Consider the following 15,235-nt stretch of genomic DNA (forward strand, 5'->3'; position numbering starts at 1 on the left):
TCACCTACTTTATTTATTGTAACAACCAAATTTTTGAAAATTCATTGTCTGTTGCGGGCGACAATGTACTCACTCCTTGGTCATAAGCATTTCTGTTTTGCCCGAGTTCATTACCTGGATAACGATACCTCAATGGGAACGTATAACCGCTCAAGCGACCGTTACTGAAAATATTGGGTAAGCCTGTGCGGCGCAAATCCAAGTAGGCTTCTGTAGATACGGTAAACAATGCCAACCATTTTTGGTCAGCAATTTTGGTCAGCTGTCCTGCTTTATCAGAAGGAAGTGCCACGCTTGCTTGGGCTAGATATTTGTCAATATCAGCTTGTTTTACGCCCCATCTTAACAAAGAGTTAGTGATTCCTTTCCGGTAATAAGTATCAGCACTTCCCGAAATCAGACCTTTGGCGGCTGCTTCTGCCAAAATAAATTGTACTTCATCACTATTGATGATTTGAGCCTTGAGCAAGTTATGTTTATTTTGACGGAATAATTGCGAAAATTGTGATACTTTAAAATTACCTACTACTCCACCTGCGGCGGTATTGTAGTGACCATTACCGTTTTTCCAATCGCTCAACATCCCAGCAATAAATCCTACATATAGCTTATCGGTGTCGGTAACGTTAGAAAGTTGAGCTGATATGTCTTTGTTAGAGGCATCCAAGTACTCCCATTTTGAGGTATAGCTAAAACCGTTAGGATCAGTAGTAGTTACAGTTTGGCCGTCTTTGGTTTTATCCGTAGTCCAAGGGTTTTCGACAGGAGCTACCCATACGTTTAAGCGTGGATCTTTGAGGTCTGTTAATTTATCAACCAAGGTTTTGCAAGGACGTCTTTTATTAAATTCATCTACTGAACCCCAGTTGATAGTTCCACCTTTCCAAGAGTTATCGGCTGTAGTTCCTACATATGCAATAGAAGCGTTATCGGTCGCTTCTGTCAATAAAGGCGCATTCATCAGAGCCGTCATGCGTGCTCCTGCATCAGACAATTTGCCCGATGCCCGCATGATAAGGCGAAGTTTAAGAGAATTTGCAAATTTAATCCATTTTGTTTTGTCTCCTCCAAACATCAAATCATAGCTTTTATCGATAGGCTCAGTACCTGACGTGATAAGAGCGGTAGCTTCATCTAGCTCTTTCAACAAACCTGCATAGGTATCAGCTTGCTTGTCGTATTTCGGATAAAGAATCCCTTGCCTTGCTTTCAAAGCTTGGGTATAGTACACATCCCCATAAAAATCGGTCATGAATGAAAACAATAATACCCGGAAGGTAATGAAAATTCCTTTGTGAGCATTGGAAGCTCTTTTGTCGGCCAAGCCGATAGAGCCATCAATCAACTTCAGGATATTCATAGCCGAATACATATCATCAATAGGCGATTTGAATCCTGAATAAAAATTATCGCCACTTTGATAATTGCTTTGCATGTGCTGAACAGCACTTGGAAGGCGTCGATTATCAAAACCCATATTTTGATAAAAGAGAGAAGTTTGCTTGATGACAGAGGCCAACAAAAATGGGTCATTGACTGACTCTACAGCATCAAGCTGCTGAGTGGTGTCGTAAATCCTCAACTCATCCTTGCTACAAGAAGTAGCTACGGTGGTCAGCAGGGCTACGGAAAGTATTTTGATATATGATTTCATCGTTTTTGCTTTAAGAGTGATTACTTAAAAATCCAAGGAAAGTTTAAATCCATACGAACGAATACTTGGGAGGGTAGCTCTCAAAATTCCTTGGTTGGTGCCCACGCCTGAAAAGGCCGATTCAGGGTCTTCGTTGCGTCCAGATGCATTCCATTGAAACAAGTTACGTCCGATAAAAGCCAAGCTTACGTTGTTGAGGTTGTATTTGTTGGTAATAGCTCTAGGCAAGGTATAAGCCAATGAAATTTCTCTCATTTTGAAGTTGGTTGCATCGTAGGTTCTGGTAGCAGAGAAGTTCCAGATGATGTCTCCGTAACCATTGTAAGGGAAATCGTAGAACGTATTTTTTGGGTTAGCTCCGTTTACGATATAGTCAGCGTCGGTAGCTTTTGAAGGGTCGCCTGTGTAATTAGGATTCAAGAAAACTCCTTTTACGTAGCTAGCATCTTGGAAGTTAGAACGCTTATCATCATTGTTGCTGTTGATAGCGGCATATTCACTTGAGCCTTCGGCTGGCCAAGGTAGCCCTCCATGAGCGGCGTCGCGTCCACCTACCCACCAAAGGTTGTTGGCATCGGCTCCTAAAGTAGTGATAGCACGGCCATTAGATTCTGCATATTGCTGGTTTACTGATACATATTTACCTCCTTTGCGAAAGCTACCTACTAAGCCAAGCGTAAATTGTTTGTATTTGAGGGTAGTGTTTAGACCCAATATAAAATCAGGATTGAAGTTGCCGAGTTTGCCACGGTCGCGTTCATCACTTGATTTTTGGATTTTACCTTCGTTGCTATCCAACAAAGGCATTCCGGCATACTTACCAGTTTTGACTCGTAAGATTGGGTTTTCTTCGTAGATACTTCCGATTACTTCGCCTTCTGCTAGTTTCACTTTTGTTTTACCGTCATAGCTCGCAAATACATAACCAGCTGGCGCAAATTTGTCAGATAGGCGGGTAATTTTTGCTTTGTAGTGAGTAAAACTGGTTGAAATATCCCAAGTAAAATCTTTGGTTTTAAGCGCAGTAAAGTTTAGTCCCCATTCATAGCCTTTATTGCGAACATCACCGATGTTGGTCAACAAACCTGTATAGCCCGTTCCTTGTACCAAAGGAATGTTATCAATCTGATCTTTTTGGTCTTTCACAAAATAAGTAAAGTCCAGCTTCAATCGATTGCTTAGCATCCAAAGATCCAATCCTACTTCTTTAGAAACTGAATGTTGAGCTTTTAAGTCAGGATCTACAATGGTAGCATTCAAACTTACAGTATTGATAGAACCCCAAGGACTGGCATCAAAGCTGTAGGTATCAATGGAGCGGCGACGTACTAGACCGTTGCCCACATCTGCATAATTTAAGCGTGCTTTGAGATAGTTGATAACTTGTGGTAGTTTAAAAGTTTCGGAAGCTACCCAACTCAATGAAGCAGAAGGGTAGAAATAACTGATTTTTTCTTGTGCATAGGCGCCTTTCCAATCGTTACGACCCGTTACTTCCAAAAACAACTTATTGTCGTAGCTGATGTTGGCCGTACCATAGGCACTTACCGATTTGCCGTTGAAATACGGCGCTCCTACGTTGGTGCCTAAGTTTGTACTAGTACCATTTACGGTCAAAGTTCCAGCTTTGATGTTGGCCAAAGTAAATAAGTTGGGAGAACTCAAATCACCTCCCACCACTTCGAGCGAACTAGCATTGGTGAATCGATAGTTACCCCCGCCCGATACCGTCACTGAGGTTTTTCCGAAGGTATTGTTGTAAGTCAAAATCGCATCAGTGTTGGCCTCCATACTGTTGTTGCTACCCACCACGTATTGGCCGTAAGGGTCGCCTTTCGCTCCCCAAGATTGGCGCAATTCATAATTTTCTTTCACATTTTGCATACCTGTGCGTAGCATCAAAGAAAATGGCTGAGAGAGCTGCCAATCCAACTGTGCCTTTCCAAAATAGTTGTCACGGGCAAACTTGTGGATTTTTTCGTACGTAATCCACCAAGGATTGTTTTGGGCTACGTCTATGCCATTGTCTTTCATGATGGCGCCGTTTTGACGTACGCCTTCAAAGCCAGTCAACCAATAATCGCGCATTTGTGACAAAGGTTGAAGATTGGTAGGGAGGTTAAACAACAAATCATTTAAGACACTGTTAGAACCCGTCACGTTGGCTTTGTTGGGCGTAAAAGTTTTGATGTAGCTACCACTTACCGTCACTCTTACGTCTTGTGTCAAATTGTAAGTAGTATTCAACGTAAAGGATTTTTGGTCGGTTTTGGTGTTGGGCATTACCCCTTTGTTGTTCATGTCAGACACCGAAAAGCGAAACGAACCTTTGTCGTAATTGCCTGTTACTCCGATGGTATTGGTAAATGTGCTCCCCGTTTGCAAGTACGACTTCATGCGATTTTCGCCCGAAGACCGCATGGGACCATTTTTCCATTGCTTAGCTGCCACATCCCAGTAATCAGCCGAAAATGACCCGTCAAGAATAGGCCCCCAGGTGTCGGTATTGTCATATTGCCACTCGTAGGCTCTTTCTCCTTGCCCAAATATCTGTTGCTCAGGAAAAAACTGATAAGCGCGATCGGCAGTAGCAGAAGAAGTATAACTTACACCAATTCCTTTTTTCATACCTGCTCCTGACTTCGTAGTAATCATAATTACCCCATTACCACCTTCAGCTCCATATAACGCCCCTGCACTTCCACCTTTGAGGATAGTCACGGATGCAATGTCTTCAGGGTTGAGCTGCGAAAGAATGTTACCAAAATCTACTCCGTCTTTGTTGGTAAATGATTGGGTGCCTACAGGTACGCCATTGATAACGTACAAGGGTTGGCTTTTTAAGGAGACGTTGGCATCACTGAGAGTAGGCATTGCCGAAGAGCCCCGAATATTTACCAAAACCGATGAGGTAGGGTCGCTACTGAGGTTGGTGAGGTTTACGCCGCTGATTTTACCGTCCAACGATTTGAGGAGGTTAGGATTGGCTGCTTTGACGATGTCTTCTGACTTTAGCTCACCTACCGAATAGGCTAGAGAGCGTTTTTCGCGATTGATACCCAACGCCGTCACGACAACTTCTTGTAAACTTTCTGCGCCGGCTTCGAGCGTAACATCAATGGCGCTGCGAGTAGCGACTGGAATCTCTTGGGTTTTGTAACCAACAAAAGAATAAACCAATACGGCATTGTTGTTAGGCACTTCGATTGTATAACTACCTGTTGCGTTGGTACTTGAGCCTCTTTGAGTTCCCTTCAAGATAATGTTTACGCCTGGCATGGGGTTTCCGTCTTCTTTAGAAGTGATTTTCCCCGTGATGGTTCTGGTCTGAGACCAGGCCATCATGAAGCATCCACTCACAATGAGCGTTGTGAGTAAAAGGCGCTTCAGAGCCCTTCCCATGGTAAAATTGTTGTTCATTTGATTAGAGTATTTAACTGGTTTGTATATCCATAAATACTTCTCATTTGAGGGATGGACTAAAAAGACGGGATTAAATTCCGATTAAAAAAGTAGACTTTTGGATAAACGTGAGTAGGCTAGATATAACAAAAAACGCGATTAGTGAAAACATATATGTTTTCACTAATCGCGCAGATTATAATAGTGTGAGATAAGTCTACTGAGTAGATTTATTTATGTCGATAAAGTTATTGTTTAAAGGCCCTTTTTAAAATGCCGCAGCTATATCAACTCTTTCTCTCAAAAATTGCTTCGCTTTTACTAACTGATTTTTGACGGTATTCTTCGAAATACGCATCAACTCCGCAATTTCTTGGTATGATTTACCTTCCTCTACATTGAGTTTGAGAATCAACTTACGCTTTTCGGATAGAGAATCGATTGCTGTACGCAAATTGGTAAATTTTACTTCTTCGACTTCTAGCTCTTCGTCATCAAAATGCTCCATTCTCTCTATGTATTGCTGTTTGATGAGCTGGCTTTTTTCCATTTTCTTAAAATAGTCAAAAGCCAAGTTTCTGAGGCAAGTAAATAGGTAAGAGTTGAAATTTAGGGTAGGATTAATTTGAGCTCTTTTCTCCCAGATTTTAATAAAAACCTCATGCAGCATATTCTCTGCTTCTTCTTCGTCTTTGACGAGCGACACGCAAAACTTGATAGCGGGAGTTTTATAAAAATTATATAACTCCGCGAAAGCCGATTGATCACCTTGGATTACTTTCCTGAGGGTATATTCGCTGATACAGGCCATGGTTATAAAAGAGGTGAGGTATAAATTGGTTGAGGGTTGGCAAATCCATAACGGTGCATTTGCGAAAGTAAATTTACGTTGTTTTTTGCAACAAAACGTATCAAATTGCGTAAATATATCCTCAAATTGCGCAAACTTGAAATATGATAATAAAAACATAATACTGCATTATATCTATACACCATTTATTAACCTTTGACACTCCAAAAATTAATACTTGTTTAATAGCCCTGTGACCTCCCAAACAAGTATTACTAGCATCAATCCCATTCGTAACTTATGCATTATTCAGTTATTGACTATCTAAAGAAGACAGTTGTTGCTTTGTTGATATTTGTTGTGTCAGTTTATCAAAATGATGCAAGTGCACAAGCTACCGATCTCAAGCCCTATCGAGATATTGCTTTTTGGCAAGAATCCCACGAGGCACATCCTATGTCAGCTACGAATGTTAGGAGTATTGTCCTTGATAAAACAGGTAATGCTTGGATTGCTACTTCTAATGGTATATTTAAGAAAACTACCCAATCTTCCCAATGGCAAGCCGCCTTGCCTACTACCGAACAAGGGCCAGCTTTTTCAGTAGCTCTGGATGGTCAGGGAGAGGTATGGGCAAGTACTTGGAAAGGCGTTTATCAATTCAAAAACCAAACACCATTATTTATTAAAGAGATTGAAGCTCCTATCTCCATCATAGGATGTCACGATAAGGAAATATGGGCACTAGGTCCGAAGGGAATTTGGAAAAAAGAGGGTGATAATTTTGTCAAAAAAAACTACGATATACCACGTTCTCTAAGAGATATATCTTTCGATGAAAAGGGAGGTATTTGGCTTGCAAGTGATGTCGGATTATATAATATAAATAAGGATGGGAAAACGCAGATTTTTCGGCAGCCAAATGAGGTTCAAAGTGGGTATATCAAAGGCGTAGATTTTGATACCAAGCACCATCTTTGGGCGGGTGGATTAGGCGGAGTAAGTATCCTTCAAGAAGGCAAAAAAATAAAGTCCATTACTACCGCCGACGGCCTCCCTACTGTATATGTGACCACTCTCAAAACCGCTCCTGATGGTACCGTGTGGGTTGGTACCGAAAAAGGAGTAGTGCGCTATGCGACAGACGGGAGCCATTCGTTGCGCTTTAGCAGGCGGTGGCTCGTTCATGATTATGTGACAGACATTGATTTTGATGCCGATGGTAATGCTTGGATTGCTACGTTAGGCGGCGTAAGTGTCATCAAACGTCAGAAGATGACGTTGGCTCAAAAACAAGATTATTTTCAAGATGTATTGCTCAAACGCCACATCCGCGCGCCTTGGATAGCAGGGCAATGCCGCCTCAAAACAGCAGGTGACCTTAGCACTTGGGAACCTGAAGACGACGACAATGACGGCGAATATACGGGCAATTATCTGGCGATGGAGAGTTTTCGATATGCTACCACCAAAAGTCCAGATGCTAAACAAAATGCAAAAAAAGCGTTTGGCTTTTTAAAGCTTTTACAAGAAATCACCGATACCGAAGGGTTCTTTGCTCGTACTATTGTACCTGCCGATTGGACGGAGGTGCACGATGGAAATCTAACTTATACCTCCGAACAACTAGCCGATGAGCTGGTGAAAGAGCCGCGTTTTAAGCCCGTAGAAATTAGATGGCATAAATCTAAAGACGGCAAATGGCTCTGGAAAGGTGATACAAGTAGCGATGAGATGTGTGGACATATGTTTGGCTATTTTTTTTACTATCAACTCGTGGCCGACGAAGCCGAAAAAGCCGTAGTAAGAAAGCATGTAGCACGGATTGTGGATTACCTTATGGCTCATAATTTCAATTTTACGGATACCGACGGGAAGCATACCCGCTGGTCGGTTTGGTCGCCTGACCAACTCAACCGCGACCCCGAATGGGCACCCGACAAAAGCCAAAATTCAATGGAAATGCTCGCTTTTTTGAAGTTGGCGCATTATATGACCCAAAATGAGAAATACCAAAAAGCATATTTGCACTTGATTGAAAAAGAGCATTATCTCGACAACATGGCCAACATTCTTAATCAAAATCCAGCTTGGTTTATTTATTTCGATGTAATGCTACAAGCCTATGTATATCCTATTTTGTTGAAAGCTGAAACCGACCCTCAACGGTTAGCCTTTTATCAAAAACACATGGACGAATGGTTTGAAAAACGCAAAGGCGACCACAATCCGCTTATCAATTTTATTTACTGCTACGCCCGAAACAAAAAAGTAGAACTCCAAAATTCGGTTGATTTTTTGGTAGATACCCCACTCGACCTCATTGATTGGCCTATTGACCATACTATACGTGAAGATATAAAGATTGTAAGGACGCCAGTGTTGGAAGACCAACAAGTTAATGTTTTACAACCTCCTAGCATTCGGATGACGGTTCGTTGGGACAAAAACCCTTGGACTGCCGCTGGGGGCGACCCTCATCGCGAACGCGAACCTGTCTTTTGGCAGCTTCCCTATTGGATGGGAAGGTATTTGGAAATGATTCGCTAAGCTTCTCCAAACCTCTATATATAATTTTTAATTTATACACCTCTCAAACAATTTCTCATGCGTTTCGTCAAATTTCTAGTATTATTTGTGCTTTGTGCGGGTGGCTTATTCGTGGCTTGTGACCGTAAGGCTACAACCAACCAGCCCGTTTACGAAGATGTCCCTTATTGGCAAGACTATAGTGTCAAATATTATGCTGAGCCTTCAAATGGAACACTTCTTTCGGCGGCGAGCGATCGCAATGGCGTCATCAAGGTGCTTTCTTCGGCAGGGCTATTCCAACCCCACAATGGACATTTTCTCTATCATGGAAAACTTCAAGCCGATGGTAAATATCGTCCTATCAAAGACAAAAAAATCACGGCCGTCATTGCTTATGAGGATCAATTTGTAATGCTTGACAACAAAGCTGTTTTGAGCGATGCTTGGGCGGGCAAACTCTACGCCAAACACCAACTTCCTAACGCCAAGCTAATGGCGGGAGGTAAAGATTTTACTTTTTTGGTATCGGACGGAAAATCGTTGGAATTGGTCAAAGATTCGACTTCTCTTTGGAAAGGAGCCGTAGAAGATGAAGTCCTATCTGTACGCTATCAAGCAGAAGGAAGTATTTTTTGGGTGTTGGGTAAAAAAGGTCTTTATACAGTCTCTTCCACTAGCCCACAACTAAAAAATGTGTATCAAGGAAATAATCTCACTGCTTTCGACCTTGCGGCAGACAACAAAAAAATCTATATCGGTACCAACGACGGCTATCTTGAATGGGACATCACCACCCAAAAACCCATAGGCACCCTTCATCAAAAACTTCCTTGGACTGACATCACCGCTATTGAAGTCATTGGCGATAAAGTATGGTTTGGTACTACCAATGGCGCCTTTGCTTTACACACCGACGGAAAAGTAGATTATTACAACGGCGAGCGTTGGCTACCAAGCAATGGCGTTGTGCATATTTCGGAAGGCCCCCAAAATTCAGTTTTGGTACTAACTACTGCTGGTTTAGGTCAAATTTGTTTCAAAAAAATGACCCTACACGACAAAGCCGTTTACTACGAAGAGCAAGTACGTAAGCGTCATATTCGCAATGGTTTCAATGCTTCGCTCGACAACATGGAGAAAGGCAATATCGCTTCAGGCTATCTTGCCGATTCTGACAACGACGGTCTTTGGACGTCGATGTATTTGGCAGGGGAGATTTTCAGATACGCCACTACCAAAGAAGAAGACGCACTCCAAAACTGCCGCGAATCGCTCGATGCAATGGAGCGCCTCTATACCATTAACCCTGTGCCGGGCTTTCCTGCTCGCTCTTTTGAAAGAGCGGGATATATCTCCCAACTAGCTGATCCTGACCGTTGGCAGCATTCGTCTGATCCTAATTGGGACTGGAAGGCTACCACAAGTAGCGATGAAGCCGTGGGGCATATCTTTGCTTTTGGTGCCATGGCAGAGCTTATCGACGAGCCCAATATGAAAAGCCGCGCTGTTGCTTTGATTGATACTTTGATGGGACATATTGTCAAAAACAATTTCTATTTGATTGATTATGACGGTAAGCCTACTACTTGGGGACGTTGGAGCCCCGAATACGTCAACGCCTTTCCTAAAAATGTAGGAGACCGCAAGATTACTTCGTCGAATATCGTAGCGATGCTCCAAACGGCTTATCATTTTACCAAAAAAGAACTCTATAAAGAAAAAGCTTTTGAACTCATGCAAAAACATGGTTATTTGGAAAATTTGATGAGACCTATGAAAGAGATTAGCCCTGCCCCTGGCGAAGCCGATGCCCTTAGCAAAGAACTATCAGATGGCTGGAACCACTCCGACGACGAAATGTACTTTGTGAGTTATTGGGGGCTGTATCGCTATGCTTTCAACGATACCCTCAAAGCCAAATACAAAGAAGCCATCATTGATCACTGGGAAATCGAACGGCCTGAAAAAGAAGGAGCTTGGAATATTTTCACGGCTTTGGTAGGTACGCCTGATTTTGATTTGAACGAAGCTGTATGGTATCTCAAAGAGCATCCGCTCGACCTTATCGATTGGGCGATTTCAAACAGTCATCGTAAAGACATTGAGAAAATGCAGCCTAATTTCCGTAACCAAACTATCAAGGAAGTATTGCCTCCTGATGAGCGCCCCGTACAGCGTCACAATGGCAATATGTTTCATCTCGACCGTACAGGCAGCAATGGTACCTCCGAACATAGTGCGGGTGATATTTGGCTGTTGCCTTATTGGATGGGACGGTACTTAGGTGTAATCAGTGCCCCGAAACAGTAACCTATTCTTGCATTGTGTATTTCTCCGTTTTTCAGTGGTTTTATTAACAACTACTGAGAAACGGAGATTTTTTTTAAGAGGTTACTTTCCAAGATTTCTTTGCCAAAGTAATCATCAACACTGATAGTAAGCAAATCCCCGAAATAAAGACAAAAATAGTACTGCTATTGCCTGTTTTGTCGATGACATAGCCAAATAAAGGCTCGCCTAAAGCCGCAAAAACATATCCAAACATATTCATAAATCCGATGCCTGTGCCGGTGTAGGAAGTCCCCAACATTTCGGGGCTGAGAGGCCAAAAACATGATTGTGGACCATACACAAAGAAACCTATCAATAGCATCAGGATTCCGCCCAAAACTAGATTGGTAGTCGGAACCACAAATACCAACAACGCCATTAAGGCACTCATCAACATCCCAAAACGAATAGAATGGATACGGTTTCTTTGAAAAAGCGTGTCCGATAGCATCCCAAACGACAAAGCACCCGCTGCCATCCCTATAGGCAATAAAAAGGTTACCCAAAGATTGCCCGGATTGTCTTTCCAGTTTTGACCTAAATAATGTACCGGTACCCAAAAAATAAGCCCATAACGTGCCATGTTTTCGAAACCAAAGGCTAAGGATGTAAATAGAAAATGCCGATGGGATACCACTACCTTGTAACGAGAAAGCCAAGTGTCTTCGCCATTAGGAATAGGAGAATGGGAGTCATTTTGAAGTGATGCACTGGGCTTATCGCGAGCTACTATCACAAAAACCGTAGCAGCTACCAACAACAACAACACAGGAATACGAAATAGCATCCGCCACTCCATCCCTTGCTGAAGCAATACAATGGATAGTAAATAAGTAACTACCGACGAGAGCCCTGCCGCCATGGTATAAAAGCCAAATGCTTTGCCGAGTTCGGGACCATTCCACCAGTTGCTGATAAGCTTGCTTCCCGGCGCCCAAGCCATCGATTGGAAGTATCCATTAAGCGCCCATAACGCTAAAATGACTGAAAATGAATTAGAATAGCTGATGGCGACATTGGTAAGTACCGACAAATAAGCACCAGTGGTGACCATCACGCGCGCACTAAAACGGTCGGCCAAATTGCCATTGATAAGCTGCCCAAACGCATATCCCAATAGCATCGCAAAACTTACCCAACCAATAGAAGTATAAGGAATATTTAAAGCGGCTGCCATGCCTTTGGCTGCCCAGCCAAAATTGTGCCGTCCTGTATAAAAAAATAAGTAACAGAGCATGGTGACGAGCAACATCCTCCATTGTTGACTACGGAAAGATTTTTCCATGATAAGGGTTTAGAATAAATGAGATTAATCGATGCGGATTCCTACTCTTAAAGGCTTGTGCATGAGTGCATACTCAAAAGCTTCGTGGGCGTTGGCTAAGGTGAACTCTTTCCCGACGACTTGTTCAAAAGGAAATTTTTGATGATTGCGACTAATAAAATCTACGGCATAACTGAAATCTTCATAGTTGTAATTGTGAAGGCCTTTGATGGTAATTAGTCGGCGGATAACCTGCTCGGCATCAATCATAATTTTGCGATTATGAAACACTGCCCCAATCCACACTGCTATGCCTCCAATTCCCAAGGCCTCGATGCCAGCTTCCATGGCGCTCGGTGAACCACTCATATCAAATACTAAGTCAATAGCTGAAGGAAGGGAATCGGTGTTTATTAAGCAAGTACTATCCGCGCCAAATGCCAGTGCTTGCCCCAAACGTGCCGCCTCTACATCGGCGGCTATTATGCTGCGAGCTCCCGCATCCCTGCACATAGCGGCGCACATGATTCCTAGTAGCCCCATGCCCGTGATGAGTATTTTCTTATTTTTCAGCTCTCCCGCCAGCCTCAATGCCCCCGCCACAGTGGCCACGGCGCAGTTGATAGTAGCAGCCACAGGAATCGGGACACTAGCGTTGATTTTTAAAATAGCAGTGTAAGGTTTTAGAATGGTATATTCGGCAAGACCTCCGTGAAAACAATCTTCTTCGGTAATCATAGCATGCCCATACTTAAAAACATTTTCTGATTTTTGGGGCATTCCTTTGACCGACATTTCGGAAGTAGGGTCGGCGGAGAAAATACTCCAAGTTACGATGTCTCCTGCATTAAGAGGGTTTCCGGCATGGTCTTTCCCAGAATGATTGTTGTCGATTTCTACAACCCTACCCACTATCTCATGCCCTAGCACCGTCGGCGTTTTTTCCTGTCTTATTCCACAAAAAGTATGCAAATCACTGCCACAAATCGTGGTATAAAGGTTCCGAACGAGTATTTCGCCTGACCGTAAATGGGGGAGTGTGTTTTGTTGTAATTGCATTTTTTGGCCAGTGCCATTGAAGACGAGTAAGGTGCCAGAACCTGTCATGAATGCTCTATAAAATTAATTTTTTGAAAATCTAAGAATGCAAAGATGACAAATATTTTGTTTACTTATTTTAAACATATGTTTATTAATGTGTTAAATGCTTGTTTTTGTAAATAAAAGAAGTAGTAAATAAGAGTATTTAGTTGATTATCAAATAAATAAACAGGTAGAAGATTCATGTATTTCAATCCACAAATAAACCGCCTAATAAAATCTAATAACTCTCTTTCTCTCAATCTTTGTGATTAATTGCAAACGTTGTCGGGAACGTTTGCGTGAAAAAAGACAAAATTTCCTTTGTTTGTTTATAATGTTTGCCCTAATCTTAGCAAGAGAATAACTATAAATATCCCAAATCAAGCAGGATAATTGGCTGGAAGTACATAGCCTTATGCTATAAGCTGTAGGCAGTAGGTAGTTTTTTGGCAAGTACAGCGGCGACTCGTTAGTAGGTAAGACCATTTTTAATAAAAAGCCTATGGCTTACAGCTTAAAGCGTATTGCTAAGTAGTTACATTTTTTAAAGTATAAAACCCATTAAAAGCTTTTTCCTTGTATAAAAGTCTCTTTTACGCTATTGAATTGTTAAGTAGGGGCTTAGTTTATATTACATTCCAAAACAACCTCCTTTTCTAAGCATCAAATATTACATTCCAAAACAACCTCCTTTTCTAAGCATCAAAACCTCTCTCAAATGGGCGACCCTATCCTTATTCTCATCGTTGGTGTAGTCATTGTCGTTGGTGGCATTATTGGTTTTAAATTACATCCTTTTTTAGCGTTGTTACTAGCGGCTTTGGCGGTAGCTTTGCTCACGCCTACGGCATCGGTAGAGCAGTTTTACTTATCAAAAGGAAGCTCTGCGGCGGAGGCAATTAAACTTTCCCACAAAAGCATCGGCGAGCGTATTGGTACCGAGTTTGGGAATACCTGCGCCAAAATAGGAATTTTGATTGCGATGGCCGCCATCATAGGCAAAGCCATGCTTGATAGTGGTGCTGCCGAAAAAATCATTCGAGCCATGCTCAAAGTAACGGGCGTCAAAAACGCCCCTATTGGGTTTGTATTAAGTAGTTTTTTTCTTACCATTCCAGTTTTTGTGGATACGGTCATCTTCCTTATGATGCCTTTGGCCAAAGCGATGGGGATGCGTTTGGGTAAAAATTATCTTTTGCTTGCCTTGTCGGTCATTGCGGGGGCAGTCATGGCCAACTCCTACGTGCCACCTTCGCCCGGACCTTTGTTTTTGGTAGGAGCGCTCAATGTACCCATTGGATTGATGATGGTCTGTGGCTCTATTTTAGGGCTTTGTACCATTACAGTGGGGTACTTTATTGCAATTTGGCTCAATAAAAAATATCCTATTCCGCTACGCGATGCCCCTGATGCACGTTTGGAAGATATTGCGGCGATTGCCAACAAAGACGACAAAGATTTGCCTTCTCTTGGATTGGCGCTGTTACCCGCTGTATTTCCCTTAGTCACCATTTGTATTCGGTCAGCAGTAGAGGCTTTTACTTCTCATAAGGCACCGCTTACGTCTTCTGCTGTTTTGAATGGAATCATAGATGTGGTTTTGTTTTTTGGGGATAAAAATATCGCTTTGCTTACGGGCGCGATTTTCGCTCTTTTGGTACTTGTGTATCAAAAAAGAATGGCCAAACAAGCCGTGACTAGTTTTGTACAAACCGCCCTGATGAGTGGTGGAGGTATCATTCTTATTACGGCAGCGGGTGGCGCTTTTGGAGGAATGCTTCAGCAATCGGGCATTAGCCAACGCATCGCCGAAATGACTAAAGACTATCAAATGGCGTTGATTCCTTTGGCATTTTTTATCACGGCGGTAGTGCGTACGGCCCAAGGGTCGGCTACGGTAGCACTCATTACGGCCTCGGGGATTTTGGCGGGAATGGCTCAAAATGCCAACCTGGGTTTTCATCCTGTGTATCTATGTTTGGCGATTGGAAGTGGTGCCAAACTCATTCCTTGGATGAACGATGCGGGATTTTGGATTATGTGCAAAACCAGTAATCTAACCGAGCAAGAAGCCCTCAAGACTATCGCCCCTATGCAGAGTTTAATGGGGCTGACAGGGTTGATTTTGACCATGATAGCAGCACAGCTTTTTCCTTTGGTATAATGAGTTAACAAAAAA

At 42.5% G+C, this 15,235-nt stretch carries 8 protein-coding genes; 3 read left to right on the plus strand and 5 right to left on the minus strand.

Going from position 1 to position 15,235, the window contains the following annotated elements; all coding sequences use genetic code 11:
• Positions 1–13: 13 nt before the first annotated feature.
• From P1X15_RS19550 to P1X15_RS19560, 3 genes are all read right to left on the minus strand, one after another.
• A complete protein-coding gene (locus P1X15_RS19550) occupies positions 14–1,654 on the minus strand; it encodes a SusD/RagB family nutrient-binding outer membrane lipoprotein (RefSeq protein WP_277339822.1) in 1,641 nt (546 codons plus the stop codon).
• A gap of 24 nt (positions 1,655–1,678) precedes the next feature.
• On the minus strand, positions 1,679–5,074 hold the full coding sequence (locus tag P1X15_RS19555) for a SusC/RagA family TonB-linked outer membrane protein (protein ID WP_277339823.1): 3,396 nt from the start codon (positions 5,072–5,074) through the stop codon (positions 1,679–1,681).
• Between the two features lie 250 nt (positions 5,075–5,324).
• The gene (locus P1X15_RS19560; RefSeq protein WP_277339824.1) at positions 5,325–5,867 is read right to left on the minus strand and encodes an RNA polymerase sigma factor; all 543 of its coding nucleotides are present in this window, start codon (positions 5,865–5,867) and stop codon (positions 5,325–5,327) included.
• A gap of 279 nt (positions 5,868–6,146) precedes the next feature.
• On the opposite strand from P1X15_RS19560, the gene P1X15_RS19565 reads away from it, so the two are divergent.
• The gene (locus P1X15_RS19565) at positions 6,147–8,396 is read left to right on the plus strand and encodes a regulator (RefSeq protein ID WP_277339825.1); all 2,250 of its coding nucleotides are present in this window, start codon (positions 6,147–6,149) and stop codon (positions 8,394–8,396) included.
• A 57-nt stretch (positions 8,397–8,453) separates the two neighbouring features.
• Entirely contained in the window at positions 8,454–10,688 is a 2,235-nt protein-coding gene (locus P1X15_RS19570; RefSeq protein WP_277339826.1) for a hypothetical protein, read from the plus strand.
• Positions 10,689–10,761: 73 nt separating this feature from the next.
• On the opposite strand, the gene P1X15_RS19575 is transcribed toward P1X15_RS19570, so the two are convergent.
• Complete coding sequence (locus P1X15_RS19575; RefSeq protein ID WP_277339827.1) at positions 10,762–11,994, minus strand: MFS transporter; 1,233 nt, start codon at positions 11,992–11,994, stop codon at positions 10,762–10,764.
• 24 nt (positions 11,995–12,018) lie between these two features.
• Positions 12,019–13,032: a zinc-binding dehydrogenase gene (locus P1X15_RS19580; RefSeq protein WP_277339828.1), complete on the minus strand. Its 1,014-nt coding sequence runs from the start codon at positions 13,030–13,032 to the stop codon at positions 12,019–12,021.
• Between the two features lie 742 nt (positions 13,033–13,774).
• Here P1X15_RS19580 and P1X15_RS19585 point away from each other — a divergent pair.
• Positions 13,775–15,220, plus strand: coding sequence for a GntP family permease (locus P1X15_RS19585; RefSeq protein ID WP_277339829.1), 1,446 nt, complete (start codon positions 13,775–13,777; stop codon positions 15,218–15,220).
• Positions 15,221–15,235 lie beyond the last annotated feature (15 nt).

Source organism: Runella sp. MFBS21, from assembly GCF_029433105.1.
Classification (GTDB): Bacteria; Bacteroidota; Bacteroidia; order Cytophagales; family Spirosomataceae; genus Runella.